The sequence below is a fragment of the Corallococcus carmarthensis genome, assembly GCF_003611695.1.
Classification (GTDB): Bacteria; Myxococcota; Myxococcia; order Myxococcales; family Myxococcaceae; genus Corallococcus; species Corallococcus carmarthensis.
In genome coordinates this window covers 89,297-115,580 of the sequence record NZ_RAWE01000003.1, presented here as the reverse complement: position 1 = coordinate 115,580, position 26,284 = coordinate 89,297, and the positions used below count along the sequence as shown (strand labels likewise).

General features: G+C 69.5%; 21 protein-coding genes. 9 read left to right on the top strand and 12 right to left on the bottom strand.

Annotated features, from left to right (window positions below; translation table 11 throughout):
• Positions 1 to 5 precede the first annotated feature (5 nt).
• On the bottom strand, positions 6 to 1,022 hold the full coding sequence (locus tag D7X32_RS01770; RefSeq protein ID WP_120600740.1) for an alcohol dehydrogenase: 1,017 nt from the start codon (positions 1,020 to 1,022) through the stop codon (positions 6 to 8).
• Between the two features lie 255 nt (positions 1,023 to 1,277).
• Between D7X32_RS01770 and D7X32_RS01765 the strand changes: the two genes are divergently transcribed.
• Both D7X32_RS01765 and D7X32_RS01760 read left to right on the top strand, forming a co-directional pair.
• A complete protein-coding gene (locus D7X32_RS01765) occupies positions 1,278 to 2,501 on the top strand; it encodes a hypothetical protein (protein ID WP_147449974.1) in 1,224 nt (407 codons plus the stop codon).
• Positions 2,502 to 2,514: 13 nt separating this feature from the next.
• Positions 2,515 to 3,744: a M23 family metallopeptidase gene (locus tag D7X32_RS01760; protein ID WP_120600738.1), complete on the top strand. Its 1,230-nt coding sequence runs from the start codon at positions 2,515 to 2,517 to the stop codon at positions 3,742 to 3,744.
• Positions 3,745 to 3,827: 83 nt separating this feature from the next.
• Here the strand turns inward: D7X32_RS01760 and D7X32_RS01755 are convergent, their stop codons facing one another.
• Entirely contained in the window at positions 3,828 to 4,607 is a 780-nt protein-coding gene (locus D7X32_RS01755; RefSeq protein WP_120600737.1) for an endonuclease/exonuclease/phosphatase family protein, read from the bottom strand.
• A gap of 483 nt (positions 4,608 to 5,090) precedes the next feature.
• On the opposite strand from D7X32_RS01755, the gene D7X32_RS01750 reads away from it, so the two are divergent.
• The 3 genes from D7X32_RS01750 to D7X32_RS01740 all read left to right on the top strand — a co-directional run bounded on the left by D7X32_RS01750 (position 5,091) and on the right by D7X32_RS01740 (position 8,875).
• Positions 5,091 to 7,490, top strand: coding sequence for a M28 family peptidase (locus D7X32_RS01750; protein WP_120600736.1), 2,400 nt, complete (start codon positions 5,091 to 5,093; stop codon positions 7,488 to 7,490).
• A 67-nt stretch (positions 7,491 to 7,557) separates the two neighbouring features.
• A complete protein-coding gene (locus tag D7X32_RS01745) occupies positions 7,558 to 8,439 on the top strand; it encodes an NAD(P)-dependent oxidoreductase (RefSeq protein ID WP_120600735.1) in 882 nt (293 codons plus the stop codon).
• 151 nt (positions 8,440 to 8,590) lie between these two features.
• Positions 8,591 to 8,875: a hypothetical protein gene (locus D7X32_RS01740; RefSeq protein ID WP_208752279.1), complete on the top strand. Its 285-nt coding sequence runs from the start codon at positions 8,591 to 8,593 to the stop codon at positions 8,873 to 8,875.
• Positions 8,876 to 8,942: 67 nt separating this feature from the next.
• Here the strand turns inward: D7X32_RS01740 and D7X32_RS44815 are convergent, their stop codons facing one another.
• Positions 8,943 to 9,143 (bottom strand): hypothetical protein, encoded by a 201-nt coding sequence (locus D7X32_RS44815; RefSeq protein ID WP_147449973.1) that lies wholly within the window; start codon positions 9,141 to 9,143, stop codon positions 8,943 to 8,945.
• Between the two features lie 58 nt (positions 9,144 to 9,201).
• Entirely contained in the window at positions 9,202 to 10,131 is a 930-nt protein-coding gene (locus tag D7X32_RS01735) for a LysR family transcriptional regulator (protein ID WP_120600734.1), read from the bottom strand.
• Positions 10,132 to 10,236: 105 nt separating this feature from the next.
• On the opposite strand from D7X32_RS01735, the gene D7X32_RS01730 reads away from it, so the two are divergent.
• Entirely contained in the window at positions 10,237 to 10,875 is a 639-nt protein-coding gene (locus D7X32_RS01730) for a glutathione S-transferase N-terminal domain-containing protein (protein WP_120600733.1), read from the top strand.
• On the opposite strand, the gene D7X32_RS01725 is transcribed toward D7X32_RS01730, so the two are convergent.
• The 3 genes from D7X32_RS01725 to D7X32_RS01715 form a co-directional block, all read right to left on the bottom strand.
• Positions 10,869 to 11,552 carry a DUF1361 domain-containing protein gene (locus tag D7X32_RS01725; RefSeq protein WP_120600732.1) on the bottom strand — a complete coding sequence of 228 codons (684 nt, stop codon included), beginning with the start codon at positions 11,550 to 11,552 and terminating at the stop codon, positions 10,869 to 10,871. The two genes, D7X32_RS01730 and D7X32_RS01725, sit on opposite strands and share 7 nt — an antisense overlap.
• Before the next feature lie 255 nt (positions 11,553 to 11,807).
• The gene (locus D7X32_RS01720) at positions 11,808 to 13,799 is read right to left on the bottom strand and encodes an ankyrin repeat domain-containing protein (RefSeq protein WP_244238803.1); all 1,992 of its coding nucleotides are present in this window, start codon (positions 13,797 to 13,799) and stop codon (positions 11,808 to 11,810) included.
• 119 nt (positions 13,800 to 13,918) lie between these two features.
• The gene (locus D7X32_RS01715; protein WP_120600731.1) at positions 13,919 to 17,512 is read right to left on the bottom strand and encodes a VWD domain-containing protein; all 3,594 of its coding nucleotides are present in this window, start codon (positions 17,510 to 17,512) and stop codon (positions 13,919 to 13,921) included.
• A 267-nt stretch (positions 17,513 to 17,779) separates the two neighbouring features.
• Between D7X32_RS01715 and D7X32_RS01710 the strand changes: the two genes are divergently transcribed.
• The gene (locus D7X32_RS01710; RefSeq protein ID WP_158625578.1) at positions 17,780 to 19,186 is read left to right on the top strand and encodes a serine hydrolase; all 1,407 of its coding nucleotides are present in this window, start codon (positions 17,780 to 17,782) and stop codon (positions 19,184 to 19,186) included.
• On the opposite strand, the gene D7X32_RS01705 is transcribed toward D7X32_RS01710, so the two are convergent.
• Both D7X32_RS01705 and D7X32_RS01700 read right to left on the bottom strand, forming a co-directional pair.
• Positions 19,187 to 20,110 carry a hypothetical protein gene (locus D7X32_RS01705; protein ID WP_120600729.1) on the bottom strand — a complete coding sequence of 308 codons (924 nt, stop codon included), beginning with the start codon at positions 20,108 to 20,110 and terminating at the stop codon, positions 19,187 to 19,189. It abuts the gene before it with no gap.
• Between the two features lies 1 nt (position 20,111).
• Positions 20,112 to 22,862: a TonB-dependent receptor gene (locus tag D7X32_RS01700; RefSeq protein WP_120600728.1), complete on the bottom strand. Its 2,751-nt coding sequence runs from the start codon at positions 22,860 to 22,862 to the stop codon at positions 20,112 to 20,114.
• 94 nt (positions 22,863 to 22,956) lie between these two features.
• On the opposite strand from D7X32_RS01700, the gene D7X32_RS01695 reads away from it, so the two are divergent.
• Together D7X32_RS01695 and D7X32_RS01690 are read left to right on the top strand one after the other, a co-directional pair.
• Complete coding sequence (locus tag D7X32_RS01695; RefSeq protein ID WP_120600727.1) at positions 22,957 to 23,520, top strand: hypothetical protein; 564 nt, start codon at positions 22,957 to 22,959, stop codon at positions 23,518 to 23,520.
• Between the two features lie 9 nt (positions 23,521 to 23,529).
• Entirely contained in the window at positions 23,530 to 24,339 is an 810-nt protein-coding gene (locus D7X32_RS01690) for a hypothetical protein (RefSeq protein WP_147449972.1), read from the top strand.
• Between the two features lie 71 nt (positions 24,340 to 24,410).
• Here D7X32_RS01690 and D7X32_RS01685 read toward each other — a convergent pair whose 3' ends face one another.
• The 3 genes from D7X32_RS01685 to D7X32_RS01675 form a co-directional block, all read right to left on the bottom strand.
• The gene (locus D7X32_RS01685) at positions 24,411 to 24,887 is read right to left on the bottom strand and encodes a hypothetical protein (protein WP_120600725.1); all 477 of its coding nucleotides are present in this window, start codon (positions 24,885 to 24,887) and stop codon (positions 24,411 to 24,413) included.
• Positions 24,888 to 24,911: 24 nt separating this feature from the next.
• On the bottom strand, positions 24,912 to 25,442 hold the full coding sequence (locus tag D7X32_RS01680; protein ID WP_120600724.1) for a hypothetical protein: 531 nt from the start codon (positions 25,440 to 25,442) through the stop codon (positions 24,912 to 24,914).
• Positions 25,443 to 25,505: 63 nt separating this feature from the next.
• Positions 25,506 to 26,258, bottom strand: a complete 753-nt coding sequence (locus tag D7X32_RS01675) for a class I SAM-dependent methyltransferase (RefSeq protein ID WP_120600723.1) — start codon at positions 26,256 to 26,258, stop codon at positions 25,506 to 25,508.
• Between the last annotated feature and the right edge of the window lie 26 nt (positions 26,259 to 26,284).

Sequence of the window (26,284 nt, the reverse complement as noted above, 5' to 3'; positions counted from 1 at the left end):
ACGCCTCAGCGCATCTTGAGCACCACCCGGAAGCGGGCCTTGTTGCTCATCATCCGCGCGTAGGCCTCCGCCGCGCGGTCCAGGGGGAAGACCTCGTTGCGCGAGCGCACGCCCGCGAGCGCGCTGAAGGCCATGGCCTCCTGCGAGTCCTGGGGCACGCCGCTGGGCCAGCCCTGGATGCGCGTACGCTTTGAAATCATGGACAGGCTGCTGACGGGGATGGGTTCCGAGCCCGCGCCCAGCAGCAGCAGGGTGCCGTTGCGCCCCAGGCCCCCGATCAGCTCGCCCGCGAGGCTGCTGCTCGAGGCGGTCATCATGATGACGCGCGCGCCGCCAAGCTTCTGGAGGGCCTCGGCCGGAGAGCCCTTCTCCGTGTCGATGTATTCGTGCGCGCCCAGTTCGAGCGCCAGTGGCTTCTTGTCCGCTCCGCGCGAGATGGCGACGGTGCGGTAGCCGAACATGCGGGAGTATTGGATGGCCAGGTGGCCCAGCCCGCCAATGCCTTGCACCGCCACCAGGTCACCCGGCCGCGCCCCCATGTTGCGCAGGGAGTTGTAGGTGGTGACGCCCGCGCAGAGCAGGGGAGCGGCATCCTCGGAGCTCATCCCCTCCGGGATGCGGGCCAGCGCCTCCTGGGGCGCGACCAGGTACTCCGCATAGCCACCGTCGTAGCTGATGCCGCACACCTGTTGCTTCTCGCAGGTGACGAAGTCGCCGCTGCGGCACGCGACACACTGGCCGCAATGGCCTCCGTGCCAGCCCACGCCGACATGCTGTCCTTCCTTCCACGCCGTCACGCCGGGCCCCACCCGGTCGATGCGGCCCACCACCTCGTGGCCCGGTACACGGGGATACTGGATGGGCATCCAGCCTTCCTTGGTGATGGCATCGCTGTGGCAGACGCCACACGCCTCCACCGCGAGCCGGACCTGCCCCGGCCCGGGCTCGGGGACCTCTCGCTCGACAATCTCAAGCGGGCCTCCCGCCTTCGGCACCTGCACCGCCTTCATCTTCCTGGCCATGGCATCTCCTCGGAGGGAGGGATGGGGACGACGCGGTGCGGGCGCACGTGGAGTGCGGGAGGACGCCAGGCCGCAGGGCGAGCAGGGGAGACAGGCCCTGCTCGCTTTGGCCCTGCCGCCTCATTCCTCGCGCTAGAGCCAAAGCCCTCGATTTAATTCGAGTTAATCCCACGCCTCCGACGAGTGCGCTGACACTCCCGCCCCAAGGTCGATGCACGACCCCTGGGGGGGCGAGTCCCGCCCGATAGGAGACGCATGAAAGCCGAACATCGGGTCCGTCAATGGGCCCTGGTCACCCTGGCCCTCGGGTTGGGCGCCTGCCAGCCCATGGATGATGAATCCGAGACGGACGCAGTGCTGGCGGAGCAATCACAGTCGCAGGTGTCCGCGACCGTCATGCGCCAGCGCTCGGACCTCATCAAGGCCGTGCTGGCGGCGGATCCGCGGGTCGACAACCCCCTGCTCTGGGCGGGCATCGCCAACACCGAGACGGGGATGGCCCACTGTTACGGCGAGCATGCTCCCTACGAGTGTCCCGGCCCGTACTCCCCGGAGTGCAATGGGCCCGTCCTGGCCGGCTACTGGGATGACTATTGCGATGGCTCCCAAGAGGGGGGCCTGGGGATGTTCCAGTTCGACTACTTCACCTATCCCCAGACACTGGCGCTCTATGGAAACACCATCCTGACGGTCCAGGGGAACATGACGACCGCGGTGCAGTTCGTGCTCGATGGGGCCTGGAACTCCGGCTACACGCCCGCCTTCTCCACGAAGCAGGACATGTACAACTGGATCAACGGCATCCGCGTGGGGGGCGCCGGCTGGGACCTCTGGCTCGGATTCCTTGCCAACACCTATAACGGCGCGGCGTGGGGCTCCGCCAGGTGGGTCACCGTCAAGGCAGAGTACGACAGCGGAACCCGCGCCATGCTCAACCTGTACGGAGAGAGCTACTGGTACGGCACCACCCCGCCGCCGCCTGCTGGCACGACCTGCAGCCCCGAGGGCGGCCTGTTCTGCGGGAACAATGGCGTGCCTGGGGACTCGAACTTCCTCTACGTGTGCAAGGGGGGCGTCCCGGTCGTGAAGCAGGTGTGTGCCAATGGTTGCAACCGCGCGCCCGCGGGCCAGGCGGACTCGTGCCTCTCCGGGAGCAGCGCGCCGAAGACGTGCTCGTGCGCCAACGGCCGCTACAAGAATGGCAACCTCATTCCCCAATCCCTTACGTACTGCGGCTTCCGGACCTGCGGCTCGGACAACAAGCTTTATGAGTGCGGGACGGGCAACCAGTGGGTGAACACGAACGTGGCGTGTGGCGGCGCGTGTTCTTGCGCGAGCGGCGCGCACGTCAATGGCACCGTCATCAACGCGGCCGACACGTCGTGCCACATGGAGGTGTGCGGCGGCGGCAACACCTTCTACGAGTGCATGGGAACCTCCTGGTCCGCGGTCGCGGGCTCCTCCTGCCGGATGAACTGAGAGAGACACGAACATGAACAGCCATTTCTTCCGTCAGACGTTGCTTGCCCTGGGGGTGCTGGGGCTGACCGCGTGCAGTGGGGCGGACCTGGACGAAGCCTCCGGTGTGGAGGACGTCTCGCGGGTGGAGCAGGCCGCGACCTGCGCCTGCGCCAGCGGCCAGTACCACAATGGGACCCCCATTCCCGTGAGCGCCACCTACTGCGGCTTCCGCGTCTGTGGCGTCGGGAACGTCAACTTCGAGTGCACCTCGACCGGCTGGGTTTCGGTGCCTGGCTCGACCTGTGGCGCCGGTCAGTGCCGCTGCTCGGGAGGCTCGGATGACCAGGGGCGCGCCATCGACCCCAACATCACCGAGTGCGGCTTCCGCGTGTGCGGCGGCGACAAGAAGTTCTACACCTGCGGCACGGGAGGCTGGACGTCCACGGGCGTTGCTTGCAGCTCGACGGGCGGTACGACGGGCAGCCCGCTGTGTCTGGGAAGCCAGGCCGGGGCCTATTGTGGCAACGACAGCATGTCCAACGCCGTGGCCTCGACGCTGTATCAATGCCCGGGCGCCAATCAGGCACCCACGTCGTCACAGGCATGCCCCAATGGCTGCGTGGTGGCCCCGGCGGGGACGGCGGACTACTGCGCGGGGGTGCAGGGAGGGCAGGGCTACCGGCTGCCCTGGCCGCGCGCCAACGCCCTGATCCTGACGCAGGACTGCAATGACTCCTGCTGCAACGACCACGTCGGCGTGGACAAGTACGCGTGGGACTTCGCCATGGCGGGCAACGTGACCTTCCCGGTGGTCGCCGCGCGGGGCGGGATCGTGACGCACCTCAAGATGAACAGCGTGTCCGGCTGTAACTCCAATGCCTGCGTGAACCAGGCCAACTTCATGGTCATCGACCATGGGGATGGCACCCATTCCACCTACCTGCATCTCAAGGGCGGTTCGCTCGCCGCGGGGGTGACGTGCGGTGGGAGTGTGGTCCGGGGGCAGCAGCTGGCCACCGCGGGCAACACCGGATGGTCCAGCGCCAACCACCTGCACTTCGAGGTGAGCGGCGTGCATCCCGGCGCCCCCACGTGCGAGTGCGGCTCCACGGGGCAGGGGTGTTCCGCCAGCACCGTGCCCTGGGCCAACTTCTGGCCAAGCACCGCGTACCCGACGGTGGCCATCCAGTTCGAGGAATGGCCGGCGGCCAGCACGTGCGCCAACCGCGCGGGGCTGCAGATGCCCTGGTCGATGAACTGAAGACGCGGCACCCGGTGCCCTGAAGAGGGCCCCCTGGCGGTGTATCTCCAGGGGGCCCTTCCGCGTGCTTCAGGAGCAACGGCTCAATCGCGCAGCAGGCGTGCGGCGATCGGCAGGTGATCGGACGGCTCCTGCTCCGAGGGCAGCGGCGTCTGGGCTTCCACCACTGGCAGCGGGTCTGGCTGGGCTCGCAGAGCGCTTGAGTGGAAGAGGAAGTCGATGGCCTTGGGCGAGCCGTTCGCGTTGCAGGTCGGCTGGTGCCGCCCGGCGTAGGCATCGCGCAGCCCGGCTGCTTCGAACGCCTGGACCAGCGGCTCCCCGGGCCGGGCGTTGAAGTCGCCGCAGACGATCCACAGGGCCTCTGGATCCCTTCGGATCAGTTCGTCAATCAGCTCGGTGGCCTGCTGCATGCCCTGGTGTTGCGCCACCGGCCTGTCGGGCCGGTCCCAGCGCAGGTGCGTGCAGGCCACGCGCAGCCGGTCCCCGCCGACGTCGAAGTCCACGACCAGCGCCAGATGCCCGGAGACGCGCCCGTCCTCCAGCCGGTCGCTGAAGTAATGGATCCGGTGGCCCGGACTCCGCTCCAGGCGGTGGAACACCGCGCAGCCATCGGGGCGGCCTTGCTGCTTCTGGGCCATCACCCCCGCGTACCCGCGCGGCGCCAGCGCCTCCTGGAGCGCGGCGAAGCTGTCGGGCTCCACCTCCTGAAGGCAGACGATGTCCGCGTCCAGCCCCACGATGCGCCAGGCCAGCAACGCGTGGCGGCTTCGCGGCTGGAGCAGGTCCGCGGGAGTGTGCGGGAACCACTCGGGTTTGATGTAGGCGTCCGCCAGGATGTTGTACGAGGCGATTCTCAGGTCCACCGGCCTTGGCCTTTCCTCAGGAGTTCGAGTCCTCGTAGAAGAGCATGTCCTTGCAGCCGCTCGTCACCACGAGGCAGGCGCTGTCATGGAACTTCGGGAAGAAGGGCATGCCCACCGCCGCGACGGACTGCTGAGAGTAGCAGCACGCATGTCCTGGGCGTATCCGGCCTTCGAAATCCGCTGGTCATTGAACCCATCGGGGTCGGTTTCGAAGAGCTTGAAACACTGGTTGAGTTTGACCTGGCCGACGCAGCTCCACTGGATGACGACGGGAGCACTCCCACGCCGCAAGCACGGAGGCGCACGAGCGACCGCTGCCGGCCCGCTTGCTCCGTCTCGTGCATCCAGGCCGGGGGCGTGACGGCGGCGTGTCCGCTGGATTCCGGGTGACGTAGAGTGCCCGCGCGATGGACCCCCCTTCGTCGGGGACTCCGCGAACCCCCCGCGCCCCCGGACCCTTGGGCGCGCTCGAAGGACTGAGCCATGAGCGACACCCCCGCGCCCGCGGGCCTGGAACGGAGTGCCTCCCCCCGCGCGTCGCGGCCCGCACGGTGGGTGACCGCGGTGCTCGGCCTGGGCGTGATCCTGCTGGTGCTGCGCGGTGGCCCCCTGCCGGAGCTGGTGCCTGCCTCCGCGCCCGGGGAGCGGTTCTCCGCCGGGCGCGCCCGGGAACACCTGCGCTTCATCGGCGCCGAGCCCCACGCTCTCGGCTCGCCCAGGCACGCGGCGGTGCGCGACTACCTGCAAGCGCGCCTGCGGGACCTGGGCGCGGAGGTCCAGCTCCAGCGGGAGTCCGTCTTCGCGCCCGCCCAGGGCATCCCCCGGTCCGCCGCGAACGTGGAGAACGTCATCGGCCGGCTGCGCGCGAAGGACGGCGCGAAGGGGACGGCCGTGATGCTGGTGGCCCACTACGACTCCGTGCCCACGGGGCCGGGCGCGTCCGACAACGGGGCCGCCGTCGCGTCCATCCTGGAGGTCGCGCGGGCGCTCCAGCAGGGACCGGCGCTCGCGGGCGACGTGCTGATCCTGTTCACGGACGCGGAGGAGCAGCTCCTGCTGGGCAGCACCGCCTTCGCGGCCTCCCACCCCTGGGCTCGTGAGACGGGCGTGATCCTCAACGTGGACGCGCGCGGCAACGCGGGGCCGCTCCTGATGTTCGAGGTCTCCCCGGGAGGCGGCTGGCTCGTGCGCAGGCTGGCCGAGGAGGCCCCGGACGTCGGAGCCAGTTCGCTCTTCACCCCCGCGTACCAGCGGATGAACAACACCACGGACTTCACGGCGCTGCGGCAGGGCGGTTGGCAGGGGCTGAACTTCGCCAACGTGGAGGGCACCCAGGCCTACCACACGCGCCGGGAAACCGTGGACGCGGTCTCCGACGGGCTCCTCCAGCAGCAGGGCGACACGCTGCTCGCGCTCACCCGGCGCATCTCCCGCGAGGCGTCCGTGCCGCAGGGCGAGGAGCTCATCTTCTTCAACGTGGGCCCGCTGCGCGTCCACTACTCCAGGTCCTGGGCCGTCCCGCTGGCGCTCTTCTGGGCAGGGCTGTTCGTGTACGCGGTCCTCCGGGCGCGCCTGCGCAAGCAGCTGCGCCTGTGGGCCGTGGTGCGGGAGGCGTTGGTGCTGTTGTTCGTGGGCATCCTGGCCAGCGCCCTCACGCGCCTCGCGTGGCCGCTGCTTCGGGCCCTCCAGCCCGCCTTCCGTGCCCTCAGCCGCTCGGAGACGCAGGACAACGCGCGCTTCAGCCTCGCGGTGGTGCTGTGCGTGATGGCGGTGATGGGCGTCGGGCTGTTCCTCCGCCGGCGCGCGCCGGTGATGGAGCTGGCGGCGGGGGGATGCGTGCCGTGGGCGGTGGTCACTGTCGTGGTGAGCGTCATCTCGCCGGGCGCGAGCGCGTTGTTCCTCTGGCCCCTGGCGGGCATGGTCCTGTTTCTGCTGTGGCTGGGACGCCGGGGGACGCAGCCGCTGACCCCGTGGCACGTGCCGCTGTGGGGACTGGCGGCGTTGCCGCTCCTGCTGTTGTTGCCGCACGTGCTGTCCACCCTCTTCACGGTGCTTCCGCTGGAGCGGGCCCTGGTGGCCTCCGACCTGCTGATGCTCGGCATCTCGCTGCTCGCGCCGGGCTGGCTGTGGTTGGCGGGCCGGGGGCTGCCGTGGGCCTCGGGCGGGGCCGCGCTGCTGGGCCTGGGCCTGCTGGTGTCGCTCGCCGCCGGGCAGCGCTTCGACGCGCAACAGCCGCGCCCCACGGGCCTGCTGTATCTGGTGGACGCGGATGCGAAGACGGCGCGCTGGGTGTCCTCGGATCCCGTGCTCAACGACTGGACGCGGGCGTACCTGGGCCGTGACCCGAAGCGTGAAGCCGTGGACGCGCTGCCGGAGGTGAAGGGGCCGTTCTGGAGCGCGCCTGCACCGGCACCGGCGGACGACGTGCGGGCGCCCACGGTCGATTCGCGCGTGGAGGCCGGGGAGGGCGGGCGCCGGAAGGTGTCGCTCCACATCACCCCGTCCCGCCAGGACGCGGCCTTCGTGGACGTGCAGGTGCTACCCGGGGACGCGGTGGTCTCCGCGCGGCTCGCGGGCGTGCAGGCCACGGGCGACGCGCTGCGGACGCGCAACGCGGCCCAGGGAGTGCTGCTGCGCTACTGGGTGCCGTCAGCCGGGGGCTTCGATCTGGAGCTGGAGCTGACGGCCAACAGCAGTCCCACCGTGAGGGTGGGCGAGCACCTCTACGCGGTGCCCGCGCCGGTGACGCAGGGGCTGCCCGCGCGCCCGGAGGACAGCATGCCGGTGCCCTTCGGAGAGGGCCTGGACGAGGGCACGCGGGTGACGCGGACGCTGCGGCTGGATGCCGCGTCCACGGCGGTCTCCCCCAGCCCCGTGCCCTGAACGCACCATGGGTTGACGTGGCAGGCTCACGCTCCGAGGCTGGGGACTTCACCTCAGGAGTGTGCAGATGCCTTCCAGCCGTCCGACGAAGCTAGCGGTGATTGGCAGTGGTCTCATGGGAAGCGCCCTGGCGCGAGCCTTCGCCGCGGCGGGGCATGACGTCGCGGTCTGGAACCGGACGCCAGGCAAGGCCAGGGCCGTGGGCGGTGGCACCGTCGCGTTCGACTCCCTGGTGGAGGCCGTCTCCGGGCGAGCGCTCGTGGTCGTCTCGTTGTCCAACTACGCGGCCTGGTCCGAGGTGGTCTCGTCGTCGGGCGTCGCGTCGGCACTCGCCGGAACGACGCTCGTCCAGCTCACCAGCGGCTCACCCTCGGACGCCCGTGGAGGCCTGGAATGGGCGCGAGCGCACGGCGTGGACTACCTGGATGCCGCGATCCTCGCCTATCCCGCGTTCGTGGCCACCGATTACGCGACGGTCTTCTACGCGGGGGCGCGCGCCGTGTTCGACCGGCACCAGGAAACGCTCCAGGCGATCGCCAGGAACTCCGTCTACGTCGACGAGAAGATCGGCTCCGCCGCGACGCTCGACTGCGCGATCCTCGAGGCCTACTACGGAGGCTCCCTGGCGGTCCTCCACGCCGCGGCGATGTGCCAGGCCGAGGGGCTGGACCCGAAGGCCTTCTTCGCCCAGAAGAACTCCTTCCTGGGGTTGATCTCCGTCACCGCCGACGCCGCGCAGGGCATGATCGAGAGCAACGACTTCACCGGCCAGCAGTGCAGCCTCAACACCCATGTGGCGGCCATCGAGCACATCGTCCGGCTGAGCACGGACGCCCGCATCAGCTCCCGCTTCCCCCGGGAACTGCTGGAGAACTACCGGCGGGCCCTGGGCGCGGGCCTGGGTGAGCAGGAGTTGCCCGCCGTGTTCCGCACCCTCAAACAGGACTGAGCCCGTCCCCCAGGATGCCCTGGAACAATTCCGTGTCATCGGAATGACTGGCATGCGGGTGGGTGTGTCAAGACACGCATTGATTCAATCAGAGGCACTCATGTTAGAATTCGTCTGCCTCACGGCGACACCCACCACCTCTGGAGAGTCAATGCGAGTACAGGGAGTCCTTGGACTGCTGACGATGGGCCTGTTGGCGCTGGGCTGCGGCGGAGTGGATGCAGAAGTGCCCGTGGACGAAGCGATGGCGGCCCAGGATCAAGCGCTCTACGACTGTGAGCCTGGTGATACGGGAACCACCGTCTGGGAATGCACGCAGATTGATGAATGCGGAGGCCGCTGGGGCAATCTCCTCCGGTACTACTGCTACAATCCCTCGACGGGCGTCTCCTATCCCGGCGGCACCGTCACCTACAACTGTGGTGAGTGCTACTGACAACGTCTCACCCGGAAGCCGGGCATCCGCTGTTTCGCGGATGCCCATTCCCGGAGAGCCCGCGGTTTCAGTAGCAGTAGCACTCGGTGCGAGTACACCAGCCACCACTGAAGTTCATCTCGATGCACTGCGCGATGCAGGCGGAACACTCATACGGCGCGGGCGCTTCGGGTGCCGGAGCCAGGGCCTGTGTGGCGCTGAATGACAAGGCAGATCCGGCGACAACGGCAAGCAAGGTCTGTCCCGCCTTCTTCACGAAATCAATCATACACACCTTCCGGAGTGGGTTGACGTCGAACGGCAAGCGCGGACTCTGTCACGAACGCTCATCCCACCGCGAGCCCCCGGGGCACCGTGGACTCGAGCGCCGCGAGGAGGCGGCGCGCCGCGTCTCCGACCTCCTTCCGCCAGGCCATCCGCCACGGCCGCCGCAGGGGCCCTGACGCCAGCCGCTTCACGACGAGGTCGCCCTTGCCGAGGTGCGGGGTGGTGATCCACTCGGAGAGCACCGCGACGCCCAGGCCCGCGCGGGCCACGTCGAGGATGGCCTCGGTGAGCGGCAGCCGCTCCACGCGAAGCCGGGGCCGCTCGCGGCCGAAGACCTGCGTCATGAACCACTGCGACTCCGCCGCGGGCGTCTGCCCCGTGAGGAGGCCGTGCTCGCGCAGGTCCTCCCGGGTGAGCGCCCGGCGGGAGGCCAGCGGGTGCGACGCGGCCACCACGAAGATGATCTCATCGGAGAAGAGCGGCCGGGTCTCGAACCCAGCGCGAGGCACGGCCGCCGTCGTGAGGAGCGCCACGTCGAGCTCTCCCGCCACCAGGGCGGTGACCGGGTCCCGGGTGTGCTCCACCGCCAGCGCCAGGTGGAGGCCCGGCAGGCTCTTGCGCAGCGTCACCAGCGCGGACGGCAGCCAGTGGTAGGCGGTGTAGCACTCGCAGACGAGGCGGAGGCGGATGGACGGCGCCGCCGGCGCGCGCACCCGGTGCTCCAGGTCCCCCAGCTCCACGAGAAGCCGCGTGGCGCCGGAGACGAGCTCCTGCCCCGCCAACGTGGGCACGAGCCCTCGCGGGGTCCGGTCGAAGAGGCGCGCTCCCAGCCGCTCCTCCGCCGCGAGCAGCGCGCGGCTCACCGCCGGCTGCGTGAGGTGCAGGACGGCCGCGGCCCTGGCCGTGGTTCCGGAGGAGGCCAGGGCCAGCACCACGCGCAGGTCGCGCACGTCGAGGCGGGGGGAGGGGGGAGGGGCGATGTCATCCATGCATCGAACCTATGCCAACGATGCGTTGGACGCATCCAGCCCGAGGGCGGAGAGTGCCGCCTGTTTCGCGAAGGCCCCACGCAACGACGTCCTGGAGGACATGCCATGCAGCTCTACTTCTCTCCCCTGTCCTGCTCGGTCGCGACCCGCATCTGCCTGTACGAAGCGGGCGCGGAGGCGACGTACATCGAGGTCGACTCGAAGACGAAGCGCACGCAGGACGGCAGCGACTACCGGCAGGTGCATCCGCTCGGGCTCGTCCCCGCGCTGCGCACCGACGACGGGGACGTGCTCACGGAGAACGCAGCCATCCTGCAATACCTTGCCCAGGCGCTGCCCCAGGCGGGCCTCGCGCCGGACGACAGCCGGGGGCGCACGCGGCTCCAGCAGTGGCTGTCCTTCATCGGGACGGAGCTGCACAAGGCGACCTTCTCCCCGCTCCTCGACTCGAAGTCGCCCGAGGGCGCGCGGAGCTACGCCCTGGAGAGGGGGACGGCCCGCCTGGCCTACCTGGATCAACACCTCACCGGACGTGAGTTCCTGCTGGAGCGCTTCAGCGTCGCGGACGCGTACCTGGTGACGGTGCTCGGCTGGTGCGTGGCCACGCCCATCGAACTCATGAAGTGGCCCGCGCTCAGCGCCTACTTCGCGCGCCTGAAGGACCGGCCCAGCGTCGCGAAGGCCTTCTCCGAGGAGCGGCGCCTCTACGGGGCCGAGCTCGAAAAGCGCAAGCTGCGTCAGTGACGGCGGAGGCGCGCGAGGAGCGCCTCATAGCCGGCGTAGGACAGCGGCAGGAGCAGGGCGAAGAAGACGGTGACCTGGGGCAGGGCCGGGTGGGCCAGGGGCTCGCGCACGTGGGTGGCCATGGCGAAAAAGAGCCGCTCCGGCCGCGCGAGCACGTCCCAGCTGTTCCAGCGCTCCACCCGCCCCAGGTAGATGCCATAGCCGCACAGGAGCGACGTGACGGCGACGAAGGCCCACGCCGCCGTCCGTCCCCAGCGCTCTTCCAGCCACCGCTTCCAGACCTCCAGCGACAGCAGGCCCAGCATCCACCCGGTGGCGGCGAACAGGGCCAGGAGGGCCGCGTCGAACCAGAGCGGCACCACGGGCCGCTGACGCAGGTGGATGAAGTCGGTGACGAGGTAGGGCGCGTTGGGGAAGAGCGCGAGCCATCCGAACGCCAGCGGCGCCAGGCGCCAGGGACTGCCGAGCCCCCGCGCGATGAGCACCCGTGCGAGCAGCGCCAGGGTGTAGGGCGCCCATGCCAGGAACAGGTTCCACGACAAGAAGGCGAAGCTGGCGCGCTCGCTCCAGTCGAGCCGGACCGCCAGCAGATCCACCGCGAGGAGGCTGCACACGGTCGCGGGCAGCAGGCCATGGCGGCTCAGGACGGATAGGAAGGTGGGAGAGGGTCTGGACATGGTGGCGTGTGGCGAGTCAGCCGCGCACCGTGGCCCAATGACCACGGAGGAACGGCTCCGGAAGGGGCGTGAGGCCGGCGCGCCATCGAGTGGAGCCCCTCGGGCCCGACCCAGAGCAATGTGCGGGCCAGTCCACGGAATGGCCCGCCCCTGACTGCGGGGCGAAGCGATTCCGGGAGAGACTGGGCCCACCCGCAACATGGTGCGGTGGTTGAAGGCCGCGAACGTGATGAAGCCGTAGCGCGAGGGAAGCACTCAGCTGAGCACACGTCCTGCCTTGCGCAGGACATTGAACAGCTTCTCGCGGTCCAGCCGTGCCCGGGCGAAGGCCTTGGGCACGAAGACCTGGCGGAGTGACGCGGCCGAGGCGTCGAAGTCATCCACGGCGAAGTGATGCCTTGCCTTCACCTTCGCCCGCACGTCGTGGCCGTCCGCGATGACCGCCTCGGCCTTCAGCACGCCGCCGGCCCGGAGCGAGGCATCGTTGCCGTGACCCCAGACCACCTGGGCCTCCAGGTCCTGGCCCACGACCATTTCCCCATCCGTGTCCACGCCGCTGGCGCGCAGTGAGCCGCCCACCACGAGCATGCCTTCGGGACCCGCATTGCGCAGCACGCCTTCCACCGTCAGGTCGCCGGTCACGAGCAACGGCCCGTCCACGTGCACGTCGCCCTTCACCACGAGGTCCCCGCGCACGAAGCGCGGGAGCTTGGCGATGCGCGGAGTCTTCGCTTCGGCCGGGAGCACGTCCCGCGCGAGCTCCACCAGGGCCATGGCCGTCCAGGGAGGCACGCCTCGTACCGCCGCCGCGAGCGCATCCCACGACGTGGCGCCTTCCAGCGCGAGCCGTTCGAGCACCTGCTCGACCGGGGCCACGTCCTTGTCCTCGTAGTACCAGGCCTTGAGGACCGCCTTCCGGCGGCGGGCCAGCGCGTCCCGCAGCGGTTGCACGTCCAGCGCTCCCGCCTTGCCCGAAGGTGCCTGGACGCCCAGGAGCCGGGCGAGGTGCGGGTGGCCGTGCTCCAGCGCTTCCCGCGCCGGTGTCTGGCCCGCCGCGTTCGTTCGAGCCGCATCCGCCCCGGCCTGGAGCAGGACCTCGATGACGGGCCCCCGTTCCTGGACGCGCGCGTGCTGGTGCAGGGGCGTCCAACCCTTGCCCGCGTTGGGGTTGGCCCCCGCGTCGATGAGCGCTCGTGCCACGTCGGCCCGCCGCGCGTCGAAGAGGGCCGTGCGCCCGGATTGGTCCCGCGCGTCCACGGGAACACCGCCTCCGGCCAGCAGGGCGATGCAGGACGTGCTGCCGTATTCGGCCGCGGCATGCAGGGGCGTGGCCTTCGCCGCGTCGGTGACGTCAGGAGCCGCCCCCAGACGAAGCAGCTCCTCCAGCAGCGCCGGGTCGTCCACCATCGCGGCCAGGTGGAGCGCCCCGCGCTTGTTCTTGTCCCGGGCCTCCAGGTCGGCCCCCAGCGCGACCAGGGCCAGCACGCGGCCGGTCCGGCTGTGGCCTTCGAACCCGGGGCCGAAGAAGGGGGCCGCGTCGAGCCCCGCCGCCAGCAGGAATCCTTCGTTCAGGGCCTTGGCCTGGCGTGCCGGGGGACGCCGCGCGGGCTTCTGCTTCCGGAGCCACGCGTGGAAGCCTTCGTCGGAGAAGGCCCCCTCCAGGCCCTGGAAGGCGAGCGGATCGTCGTCGCTCTCCACGTCGTGGGCGCGCATGCCGGGAGTCTGCTCCACGCGGGCGAGCAACTTCCGGTAGCCCTGCTCCGGCGGGCCCTCGCGCAGCGCGCGCCACGCTTCGAGTCCGCGACGCGCTCGGGCTTGGTCCACCAGCTCGCGCAGGCCTTCCGACTCCTCCAGCGCGGCCTCGGCCTGCTCGAGCTGCTTCGCCGTCGGCTCGCGGCGCACCAGGTCCTCGGCCCACTGGCTCAGCGCCAGCGCGCGGGCCTTCTGCGCGGTGGTCAGCTTTCCTCCGGGCTTCGTGCCGCGCGTCAACTCGAGAACGCGGTCGCGCACCCGCCAATGCTCGGCCTTCACCTCGTGTTCCCAGCGATGGGGCTCCATGCGCCGGGTCGGATCCAGGGCCCAGTTGAGCGAGTGCAGCGCCAGCAGATGCTCCGGATCCGCCGCCACCACCTCGCGCAGGAGCGGGATGGCTTCGTCCAATAGGGGCGGCGTCTCATCCAGCAACCGGTCCGCCTTCTTCATCAACGCGGCGGTGTCGGGCTTCCTGGGCGTCTGGGCGCGTGGCATGGCCTGGGACCTTGCCAGCAGCCGCCTTGCGTTGCCTGGGCAAACAGCGGCCCCACACGGCAAGGCCCCGGACGCGAGCACGCGGTCCGGGGCCTTCGTCCTTCCACGGTGACGCCTGGCTACTTCACCGTCACACGCCAGGTGCGGCTCTCCGTGGTGCCACCCCGGCCGTCCTCGGCGAGGACCTTCCAGAAGTAGTCCCCGCCGGACTCCATCGTCATCGTCCGGGACTGCTCGGCCACTCCCTTCGTGCAGGCCGCGTAGGTGAAGCGGCTGTTCACGTTCCAGACGCAGTGCCGGTAGACGACGGCGTCACCGTCCTTGTCGTACGCGTCCTTCCACTCGAAGGTCACCGTCCTGGAGGCGGTGGTGTTGTCCTTCGGCGACACCAGCTCCAGCACTTCCGGCGGGAGGTTCCGGCCCAGCTTCTCCGTGGTGATGAACGTCTTGGCGAAGCCCGGCTCGCCGGTCGCGGCCACGTCCTGGGCGCAGTCGCGCAGGCGCTCCTTCGAGACGCCCTTGCACAGCACCTCCGCCTCCTCCAGCGGGATGGCCTTCAGCGGCTCCACCACCGGAATGCCGGGCGGCGCCTTGGTGATGCGGCACTGGTCCGCCTTGTACTCCGGCCACTCCCGCAGCGTGTACGAGTCGGTGGAGTACCCGGAGGCGTAGTCGAAGAGGGACGTGTTCTTCGTCACCCGCCAGGACTCGCCGAGCTTCTGGTACAGCGCGACGTGCCGGTCCCCGAGGTCCGAGGGACGCTCTCCCAGCTGCGACCCGTCCGGCAGCACGGGCAGCCAGTTGCCCGGGGCGATGGGGCCCAGCAGGCCCTCCGTCGCGCGCGCCTGCTGCACGTCGATGTTCATGTACCAGAGGCCGTAGTGCGCCCACCAATCCGTGGTGACGGTGATGCGCGTGCCTCCCGCGGATTCAATCCGGATGCCGCCGGTCGCGGACGTGCGCGTGATGCGTCCGCCGGAGGGGAGCAGCAGTTCCCCCTTGTCCAACGACACCGTCTTGCCGTCCACGCGCAGTTCCAGCAGTTCCCGCCGCTCCACGTTCATCTGGTAGCTGATGCGATGCGGGCCGACGCGCGCCGCCACCGCCGTGGTGATGCTCGCGCAGGCCGTCAGGCCGGTGTGCGGATCCGGCCCCACGGGGGTCTCCGTCTGCACGGGCGTGTGGCGCGCCTGGAGCTCCAGCCCGGGGTCGCGCAGGAGCACGTACTCACCGGCGCCCTGGAAGTCGTAGCGCACGCCGTCCAGCGTCGTCAGGTGCGGGTCTCCCCACGTGGAGGGATTGCCGCCCTGGATCCACCGCTTGATGGTTTCGGTGTCCGTCCTGCTCAGCGGCGGTCCGCCACACGGCATCATCCCGCTGGGGCAGTCCTCCGTCGTGCGGGTGATGCGGTCGTACAGCGGGCCCATCAGGCTGGTGGCGTAGACCGCCGCGATGTCGTGCGGCGCCGTGAGCGGATTCGCGCTGGGGCTGCTCTGGTCCTCGGCCAGGTTCAGGTAGGTGCCGAAGTTCTTGTACGGCGGGTAGTCCAGCCCGCCGTGGCACTCGATGCAGCTCTTGTTGAAGATGCGCTGCACGTCCGTGTACGTCGGCACGGCGCCCGGGAGCGGCAGCGAGGCCAGCGTGGCGTTCACGGCCGGAATCAGGCTGGCGCAGGAGAAGGGCGTCACCAGTCCGGGGATGGGATCCGCCGTCAGGTTGGCCTCGAGCTCCGTCTGGAGCGCACCGGTGTACGAACCGAACACGTCGGCGAAGCCATAGGCGCGGGAGCGGCCGCGCACGCCCAGGGACCACTTGTCCACCGACACGCCAAGCGGCTCCAGGAAGTACCGGTACAGAGTCACCAGGTTCGTGTTGGGGGTGTACTGCTCCCGGTCCACGAGGATGCCGCCCATGACCGTCGAGTCGGCGACCGGATTGTCGATGGGCCGGCGGAACACCTCCTGCCGCAGGCGGGGCAGGGACACGTCCGTGGACGCGCTGGTCGCGGCGCCGTATTGCGGGATGGTGCCGTTCACCGTCGTGCCGGTCACCAGATACGGGTCGCCGGTCCGGCTCAGGTTGAGCTTCTCGATGTCGGCCTTGCGGCGCGGGATGCTCTGGGTGCGCGCCAGGGTGTCGTCGCGCAGGGCGTTGATGCCCATGCCGTTGCGCGACGTGAAGAACGCCTGGTCCACCGCCAGTCCGGTGGGGCTGCTCTGCACCGTGTTCAGCGACGTGTTGATGGTGAGGCAGCCCTTGGTGATGGCCAGGGCCACCGGGCGCGGGTCGATGTACACGCTGCCGGTCGCCCAGCGGTGGCTGGCGAGCTCGTCCGCGATTCTCCGCTGGTTGAGGCTGCCATCCAGGCCGCCCAGCAGGTCGAAGAGCTGAACGCCACGCCCCTCGTCCCCGGAAATGGGTGAGTCATGGAACAGCGTGACGGATGTCCCGCCCCGCGTGACATTCGTGAGCGCGCCGCTGCCCGGCAGGCCGTTGAAGGCATACGCCGTCGCGATGGTCGAACTCCCCGACGGGGCGGGCTCCGTCGTCACCGGGGGCGACGTGTCGAAGGAGAAGCGCGGCGTGCCGTCGTTGGGGCCGCCCCGGTAGCGCGTGATGAGGTGGGGGCTGCCCGCGGGCAGACGCCCCGGCGGTTGCAGCCGGAGCTGTTCGACGAGCTGGCGGACCGCGGGCTGCGTCCGCCACGTCCAGGGATTGAAGAGCTTGCGGAACGCGGCGGTGTCCACCGAGCCCTGGTAGAGCCGGTCCCGGTTGAAGGGGAGCATGCCGCCCCAGCTGTCGTACGGGTCCCAGTTGGGCTTGTTCTTCGTCTTGATGACGCCCACCGGAAAGCCATCCGTGCCGGGGGTGCCCGTGCGGTTGAGCACGTTGCGCGTCGAGTGGCAGGCGGAGCACTTCCCGTCATCCTTCTCGATGTGGCGCGAGCGCGGCGGGATGACGCCCATCTGGGGGATGGCCGTGAGGATGATTTCGTGGAAGCGGAAGTTCTTCGTCGCCTCGTCCCACTGCATGTATTCGATGACGTCCGGATGCGAGCCTGGATAGGACGCATGCGGCGCGGGCCCGATGGAGAAGACGGACCGGGCAGTCTTGCTGGCGAGCAGGAGGCGCGGGTGCTCCGCGGTGCCCGTCTGGAGGCTCTCCGAGCGCGCCATCAGGATGGGGCTGGCCCTGTACTCGTCCGGCAGGGCGCTGATGAAGCGGGCCACGGTGTTCGTGCCCGCGTTGGTGGGGTTGTTGAGGTAGCTCTCGATCTCCTCGGGCGTGATGGCGCTCGCGTTGGCGACAGGGATGGGATTGACGGTGCCCGCCGCGAGCCGGAAGACAGGCTTCACGGAGCGCGCCACGTTCATGGGCAGGACGCAGGTGGACGCCGTGCCCGTGCAGTCCGGGGTGGACGACAGGTCCGCGTCCAGGTCGATGTTCCAGCCAGCGAAGGTGGACCCCAGGGACGGCGTGGCGGTGAGCGTCACGGTGACGGTGGACGCATAGGTTTCGTCGCAGTCCCCACCGGTGCTGTTGCAGTTGATGCCAGTCGTGGTGACGGTTCCGGAGCCAAGCCCCAGGGGCATGACCTTGAGGGCCGCGGCTTCTGCGCTCGCCGCGCCCAGTGAGGCCGCGACGACCAGCGCGCCCAGGACGGGCCGGAGGCGGGGATGGGAGGATGAAGCAATGAGTCGGTTGCGTCTCATGCGTGCGGCTCCGCGGGTGCGCCCACATCCCGGGAAGGACGTGAAGCGTTGGAGTGCTCACGAGCGCTGCAAGGACATGGCCGTCTTCAACCGCGCGGAATCACGCTGGGGTGCGCGGGCGACCGTGGCCTGGGAGGTTACAAGTGGCGGGGGATGTTGTCCCCCTGGCAACGGTGCACCTTCGTTCTTCGTGTACTTTCCGAGGTCATCATGGACAACCCCAATCCCACCCTTCGCATCCTGACCCTCGCGAACCAGACCCTCCATGTGACGGGCTACGAGGGCTTCGCCCAGGAGGAGATTTCCCTGCCGGTGGGGACCCGGATCGTGCCCGGCGAGAGCAACTTCGTGGATGTCGCGTTGCTCGACCTGACGAAGGATCCGGCGCGCCAGGCCATGGTCTATCTGGGGCTGACCCGCGCCAGCCGGGACTTCACCTGTTACCTGAAGCAGGACGGCGAGAAGTCCATCCTCATCCTCGGGCTCTACCGGGGAAGCGGCGTTGAACCCGAGCCGCTCGAAAAGCAATACGGCGACGTTGGGACCTTCAGGGACTCGGGGCATCTGCTCATCTGGCAATACCAGATCGACAAGATGTTCCCGTTCTCGGCGGCGCATGCGCGGCTCCAGCCGCTCGTGGAAGGCGCAGCGTTCGCTGGCGATATCTTTCAATTCAAGTACCAGCTCCCCAAGATGGTGATCGGCGCCATCGTCCGGGCCGCGGATGGGACGTTCGCGAGCACGGTCCTGGGGTGGGGCGATGCCAACGTCTCCTGCGTGCCGGACGAACAGACGCTCATACCCCTCGGCTCCATCACCAAGGCGTTCGCGGGACACCTGCTCGCCAGGATGGTCGCGAAGGGCGAGGCCCGCTTCACGGAACAGGTGGTCGAGAATCCGGCCATCCGCTTCATCGATCTGGTCACGCACACGAGCGGCCTGCCCCGCGAGATCACGCCGAACATCGGGCTCGAAGCGCCGAAGCCAGAGCTGCTGCCGTCCGTCCTGTTCCCGCCGGGAACGGGTGCGCTCTACTCGAACGTCGGCTTCAACGTCCTCTCCCGGGCGCTGTTCGACCAGTGCCACACGTCAAAGAGTGCATCCTATGGCGACCTGTTGAACCAAGAAGTGCTGGCACCGCTCCAGCTCGGGCACACCTCGTTCACCGAGCCACCCTGGAAGAAGGGGAGCAGCGACGACCGCGGCCAGAACCTGTTCGGCGGCTACATGCCCGACGGCAAGCCGTGGCCCAGGGGGCAGCACGACTCCACACCTCGCGGTGCCAGCGGCCTGTACTCGACCCCCGAGGACCTCCTCCGGTGGCTCCAGTGGCATCTGGAGACGGGCGGAAACCCGGACCGGCTCGACGCGGAGACGCGGCTCCTGGACCACGCCACCTACGTACAGCGCGACGGGCTGCACCCCGTCCTCGGGCTGGACGAGTCCGGCCACATGGATGCGATGGGCCTTGGCTGGGTCGTGATGATGCCCAGGGGCGACCGGCCGTTCATCCTCCAGAAGGCCGGTGCCACGACGGGCGTGTTCAACTACCTCGCGTTCTCGCCCGTTCGCGGCGTCGGGTTCTTCATGAGCCTCGACAGGTTCGACGTCGGCGCTGCGACGGAGATGCCGCAGATGATCAACGACCTCATCGCCAGCGCCGCGCCGCGCTGATCAGGGACTCCAGCGCGCCCGGCGCACCAACCAGGAGCTGCCGCCGCGCCCGTCCCGCACCACGGCCCAGAACGTCACGTCCTGGGCCGTCGCGCCTTCGGCGGGCTCCCACTCCACGCGGTGGCGTCCCTGCTGACCACCGAAGTCCGCGCCGCCCGTCTCCGACAGGCTGAACTCGCCCAGCGTGCTGTACCAGGCGATCTCCCACGCCTCCTTGAGGTTCACGGCCTGCAGCCGCAGGCCCGGCACCACGTAGTTCTCCTCCCGGTCCGACACGTCGTCGGCCGTCACCACGAAGGGACCGGGGCCGCTCAGCTCCAGCGGCTCGCCCTCCGGCCAGGGGACGTCGTCCACCCGCAGGCCTGGGAGCACCGGCTGCTCGTTGGCCTTCATGCCCTCCACCACCGGGCACCAGAAGACCATCAGCTTCTGCGCGTAGACCTCCTCGCCGCCCGCCACCACCCGGAGGACGAGCGGCATGCGGATGCCCCCCAGCCCCTGGTAGGCGTCCTCCTCCAGCACGCGCTCCAACAGGAGCCTGTCCTCCGCGCCCCGGGCCGCGCCGGGGCGGATGGGGAGCGTCAGCTCGCCCGCGACGGTGGTGCCCTCCGCGAGCAGCGCGCGGTCCGCTTCGTTCTCGCAGGTGCGGTCATCCGGATCCGCGCAGGCCCACAGCGTGTACTGGATGGGGCGCCCCTCGCCGGCGGGGTCCACCAGCAGCGCGCGGTACGTCACCTCCGCCGCGAGCTCGTCCAGGGCCTCCGGGGTGCGCTCGCAGGTGGAGGCGATCAGCTCGGGTTGTTCCGTGGAGACGCCGAGCACCCGCAGGTCGTGCACGTTCGAGGGCTTGTCCTCGGGCCCGACGCAGGCAAGGGAAGCCATGGCCAGCAGCAGCAGGCCTCCGGTCTGGAGCAGGGCTTTCATGTCAGAAGCTTCCTTTCACGCCCACCACGGGAAGGATGGGGATGCCGGGCACTTCGTACTCCCGGCGCTGCCGGTAGTCGTTGAAGACAAACTCGACGTTCTCCGCGTTGTAGAGGTTCTGCACGTCGAGGTAGAGCCCCAGCGTCCAACTCTGGAATTGCCAGCTCTTGTCCAGCCGCACGTCGAGTTGGTGGAAACCGGCCGTGCGCGCCGACGCATAGGGGCCGTACGTGCCGTTGAAGCGGTTGCGGTCCACCTGGTACAGGTCGAACGTGTGGTTGAGCGGTGTCGTCGGACGGCCGGTGGTGTAGCGGAAGCGCCCGCCCAGCTCCCAGCCGCCGCCCAGCACGTAGTTGCTCACCAGCGTGAGGATGTGGGTCTGGTCGAAGGGACTGAGGCCGTACGTCGTGTCGCCGCTGCCACCAAAGCCTCCGCCGAAGTCATTCCCGCTGTTCTCGGGGGCGGGGCCGGTGCGCCCGTCGAGTGACTGGCTGAAGGTGTACGACACCCAGCCGGACCACTTGTCCGTCGCGGACGCGCGCTGCTTCTTCACCATCACCTCCAGGCCCAGGGCGCGGCCGATGCCCTGATTGGAGTACGGCAGCTGGACCACGCCTCCGCCCGGGAGGGAGATGATCTCTCCGGGCGCCGCGATGTTGTTGAAGCGGCGGTTGAAGAAGCCCGTCACGTCCACGTTGAACACGTCGGTCAGCCGGTGCTCCACGCCGAGGCTGCTCTGGAACGCGCGCTGGTAGGCGAGCTCCGGGTTGCCGTACGGCAGGGTGATGAAGCGGAACGTCTCCGCCGGCTGGCTGTAGAGGCCGAGCGAGCCCTTGAGCTGGGTGCGTTCAGTGGCCTCGAAGCGCACCCACAGCCGTGGATCCAACGCCACGTTCCGGGCGTCGCCCGCGCGCTGGAAGTTGCCGCGCACGCCGGGGGTGAAGGTGAACTTCCCCACCTTCAGGTCCGCTTCGACGAAGAGCGCGCCGTCGAAGGAGCCGAGGCCGATGTGCTCCACCAGCAGCTCGCCCACGGACTCGGCGCCGGGGAAGGCCACGTACTCGAAGTTCTCCGGGGCGGGGAACTCCACGTCGAAGGACTGGTGCTCGTAGACGAGGTCCAGGCCGGTGCGCACGGTGAGCGCGGAGGACAGCTCCAGGCCCAGCACCTCGCGCGCGCCCACCGTGTAGCCCGAGCCGTCCTGCTTCGCGGCGCCGAACTTGAAGCTGGTGCCGTCGTAGCCCACGTACGGCGTGAAGACGGAGGTGAGCGCGCCCTTGCGGTACGTCCAGTCACCCTTGAGGCGGTGGAAGTTGGTGTGCGTGTCCACCGACAGGTCCCGCTCCGTCTCCGGGCCTGACGACACCAGGCGCAGCTGGTCGTCGCTGCCGAAGGCCATGATGTAGCCGGTGCTGCGCGCGCCGCCCGCCTGGGACTGGGCCTCTTCTTCGGAACGGGCATCCCGCTTCCTGCCGAAGTCCACGCGCACCTGGTAGTCCCAGTAGCGAGGCACCACGGACAGCGTGCTGCCCTCGTCCTTGGGGAGGACGAGCGGAAGGAGCGTGTCGACGTACGAACGCCGCGCGGCGGCGGCCACGCTGATGCCGTCCGTCACGGGCGCCTCCAGGAAGAAGCCCGCGTCCAGCAGGTCCACCTTCACGGAGCCATGGAGCGTGTCGGCGGCGCCCTTGCGCGTGCCGACCTCCACGATGCCGCCCACCGCGCGGCCGTACTGGCTGCCGTAGCCGCCCGGGAAGAAGTCGAGCTGGTCGATGAACTCGGCGTTCACCACCGAGGGGCCGCCGAGGAGGTGGAAGAGGAGGGGGATGCTGACCCCGTCCATCATCGTCGCCGTCTGGCCGGGGTTGGAGCCGCGCACCAGCAGCTGGCCGGAGATGAACGGCGCGCGCGCCACGCCGGGCAGGGTCTGGATGACGCGGATGGGGTCACCGAAGGTGCCCGGCGTCTTCTGTGCCTCCTGGCGCGTGATGGTGCGGCGCACGACCTCCTTCTTCGGCCGCTCGGAGCGAACGACCGTCTCCAGTGCGCCGGCGGTGGGGGCGAGGAAGAAGTTCACCTCCGTCGTCTCGTTCGCCTGGAGCTGCTCCTTCGTCTGGTAGAGCTGGAAGCCGGACGCCACCACGCGCACGGCGCACTCGCCGGGAGGCACCTCCAGGGTGAAGCGGCCGTCCGCGTCCGAGAGGGCCTCGGGCGCCTCCGGGTCGTCACCGCAGCGCACGGTGGCACCGGCCACCCGCGAGCGGCTGCCGCGCGAGATCAGCTGTCCGGTGAGCGTGGCCTTCGGCGCCGCCTGGACCTGCTCCGGTCCAGGTGCCTCCGGCTGCGGAGCATTGAGGGTGAAGTGGTAGACGTACTCCACCTGCACCGGCGCGGGCACGCCGTCCACCTCCGCGGGCGAGAAGCGGAACTGGCGCACCGCCGCGATGGCCGCCTCGTCGAAGCCGTGGCCCGCCGGCTCCGTGGGCAACACGTCCGCCACGCTGCCGTCCGCGGCGATGGTGATGATGAGGCGCACGGAGGCGGTGATCCCCTCCGCGAGCGCTTCAGGCGGGTAGGGGGCCTCCACCTGCTGGAGCAGCTCCGGAGGCTTCGTCATCACGGGCTGGGCCTGCGCGGGCGGGGCCGCTTCCGCGGGCGGCGCCTCGGCCTGCGGTGCCTGTGCCAGCGCCGGGGGCGCCAGCAGGAGCGAGGCCGCGGCAAGCGCGCTTCGAGCGTTCAGGTTCAGGGACATGGGGCGCGGAGCATACGGGATGCGGCCCCTACGCCAAGCAGCCCGGCTCAGCGTCCCGGCGAGGTCGACTGGAGGATGCGTTACGCTTCCCCGGATGGCTCCCTCACCCTTCCATGCGGAGTTCCGCGTTCTCATCGGTCCGGACTGGGTACCGCTGGAGTCCCTGGAGGGACGGGAGGCCGAGGCCGTGGACATGTACCTCCGTCACCCGTCCGTGACCTGTTGCAGCTTCCAGGGAGGCTTCTTCATCGACGTTGGAGGCCACCCCTTCACCGATGACGGCTCGGTTGATGAATTCTGGATGACCTGGAGCTGGTTCGTCGCGCTGAAGGCGCTGCTCGATGGCGCGGAGGAGACGGGCGCCCACCCCTGGGAGGAATCCCACATGCGGCTCTGGCGCCAGGGGGAGGTCTTGAGCATGGAGGACCGGAGCGCCTCGGACCAACCGCTCACTCCCCGGGTCGAAGTGATGTTCCTCCCCTTTGCCCAATCCCTGGCTCGGCAGGGACTCGCCTTCCTCGCGTGGACGGAGCGTGTGCTCGCGGCGCTCGACGCGCGTGAGCCTCCCGTCTCCGCTGCCCTCAAGGCGGAGTTTCACGGTGCGCTGAAGCTTCCCCGCGACGTCCTGTTAGAGGTTGCCTCGAAGGTAGCGAGGTAGGTGCACACCATGTCCAGGTCGCAGTCACGTCAGGCGAACCCCTCCAGCGAAGCAACGACGGACATTGCCGGCCCGGAGGCTGGAGCCGCGGCTCCGTCGCTGAAGGCGCTGGTGGAAGCGGTGCGTGCACCCGACACGACCCAGGCGGACACCGACCTGCTCCTCGCCGCGCTGGGACGGGCCCCCACAGGGGAAGAGACGCCCCGGGACCGGACGGACCTGTTGTTGGAGTTGATGGCGCCCGGCGCTCCGGTGGGGGACCTCCGGGCCCGGAACGGCGTGACGGTGCGGCACGCGGCGAAGGAGGCCCTGTTGGAGCTGGGCCATCCCTACGCGCTGGAGCTGCCGCCGGAGGTGGTGGAGCTGGAGGCGCGCCGCCGGACGCGGCTCGGAGGGTTCGGAGCCGCCGTCACGACGGCCTCCATGCTCTACCAGACGGGGCTCTTCTACGTGGTGCTGCTACACGACGCGGTGGTGCACCGGCAGCACTCCATCCACCTGCCGCCCGAGCAGCTCACGCGACACAACGTGGTGCCGTGGGCGTTGATGACCCTGACCGCCGTGCTGCCGGGTCTGGTGTCGCTGGGCGGCCATGCCTTGAAGCGCCGCTGGCTCCAGAACACCGGCTGGCTGCTCATCATGGCGCAGGCGCTGTTCTGGTCGGGGTTCACCTGCCTCTCCCTCGAAAACATTGGCCCGTCCAGCTACACCCTGTTCATGCCCTGGCACCTGGCGTGCTGGAGCGCCTGGGTGACGCGTCCGCTGCCGAAGTCCCCGCTCAATCCCTTTGCGTTCTCCTTCAGAAGGTCTGCACGCTGAAGCCGCTGCCCATCCGGGCCTTCCATGGGGCGTGGGACACGGCCTACGCCGACCTGTCCCTCTACGGACGATCAGTCCCCTTGGGATACCGGACGCGCCCAGAGCACGTCCCAGGTCCAGTCCGGGAAGGTGGTCGCGGGCGTGGTGATTCTCGCCACCACCTGGGTGGCGGCGATCTGGGCGCCCTGGCGGCGCGCCTCGGTGAACAGCTGGGCGAGCAGGCCGGGCCCGTCCACGTAGCTTGCGAACAGCAGGCCTGAATCCCCCACGGGCGTGGGCGGGGACAGGTCCGGCTCTTCGCGAGCTTCAAGCCCCCAGGCTTCCAGGACGTCTGGATACACCTCGTCCAGGTCCATCAGCTCGACGTGGACGCCCCGGGCCCCGCATGGACATTCCCAGCCGAGCGCACCCTCCAGCATGCCCGCGTGAAGCGTCCTTCCCCGGGCGGAGGCGCCGCAGAGGCCACACTTCGCCGGGGACAGGTCTCCGACCCGGCGCTGCTGGTCATCGAACTGGAGGTGGATCACCGCGGCGGGTTCGGTCGTCATAAGGGCCCGGCCCGGGGTGGGGCCTCAGAGCATGGGAGAGAAGGGCTTCTTGAGGGTCAACGTGAGGCCGATCTCCCGGCCATACGGGAGGCGGCCCGACAGGTCCCGCCCGTTCTCGAACGGGAGGCTGAAGCGGACGCCCACGGAGCCGTAGCCGAAGCCGAGGAAGGGCGCCAGGTGGAGCGACGTCGTGGCCCGGGATGCCGCCGTCCCCGTCTCGTGGGCCACGCCTGTCTCCAGCCCGAAAATCAGGAAGTTGCCCTGGACTCCGCCGCACAGCCGCGCGTGGTCACCGTCCATCCACTGGGCCTGCCCGAAGACGCCCACCGCGCCCGACTTGAAGGAATCCAGGCGGTTGTTGTGCATGGCCACATTGAGCGTGGACTCCAGGCCCACGCCCCAGGCGGTGTCCTCCTGCCGGCGGCTCACGCTCAGCAGCGGTCCCACCGTGAACCAGGGTTGCGGGGAGCCGTCGGTCGACGACTCGGCAGGGACGACCAGGGCGAGCAGGGCAAGAGCGTTCATCGCGCCAGGATAGAAGGGCGCCTCCGCCACGCCCTCTCTTCGCTCCAGACACTGTCAGTGCTCCCTGTTCAGGAGGGTGCCCGGCCCATGCTCCTACCGGGGGATGAGGATCACATCCTCATCCTGTTCCAGCCGGTACGTTCCGTCAGGCTGCTGGCAACGCTCGGCATGACCCCGGATTCGCGCATCCAGTCTTCGCCACTCGTCCGGGTTCAGGGCCGCCAGCTGCTCGGACGTGAAACACCCCTCCAGCACGAGGAAGCGGCAGAGCGTATACATCTCCTCGAAGGTGCTCGCGGCGAACCCGCTCATCGTCGCGATTGTCTCGTGGGGCAGCTGCTTCCGCCGCACTTCGGCGACGATGTCTTCGCTGAAGTGCAAGGTGTCTGAGAACTCACGGCACATCGCATGGGTCGGTCCCCGGGCGGCGGCCATCACCAGCAGACAGGTCCCTCCAGGGCGCACGAAGCGGAGCAGTCTGTCAATGAAGCCGCCCCATTCGGAGAGGGGGACGTGATACAGGACGTGAGAACAGACGACCAGATCATACCTGTCCTGGGAGTCGTACCGCTCCAGGGGGACAGGGATGACCTTCGCCTTCTCATGATGGAAGCCGGCGCTCTGCTCGGGATGGGGCTCGAGCAGGGTGAGCGAATCGAAGTGTGGCGCGAGCTGTTCAGCCACCTTGCCCGCCCCCGCGCCGACGTCCAGCAGGGTGGGGTGTTCGGGAAGACCTGGGAACAGCCGCTCGGTGACGATCGTATGGATGTTTCGCGGATGCCTTGCGGAAGCCGCGAGCAGGCGGAACGCCGTGGCGTACTCCTGCGGTGACATTGTGATTCCCATGACTCCCCCAGCGTGTCGGGACGACT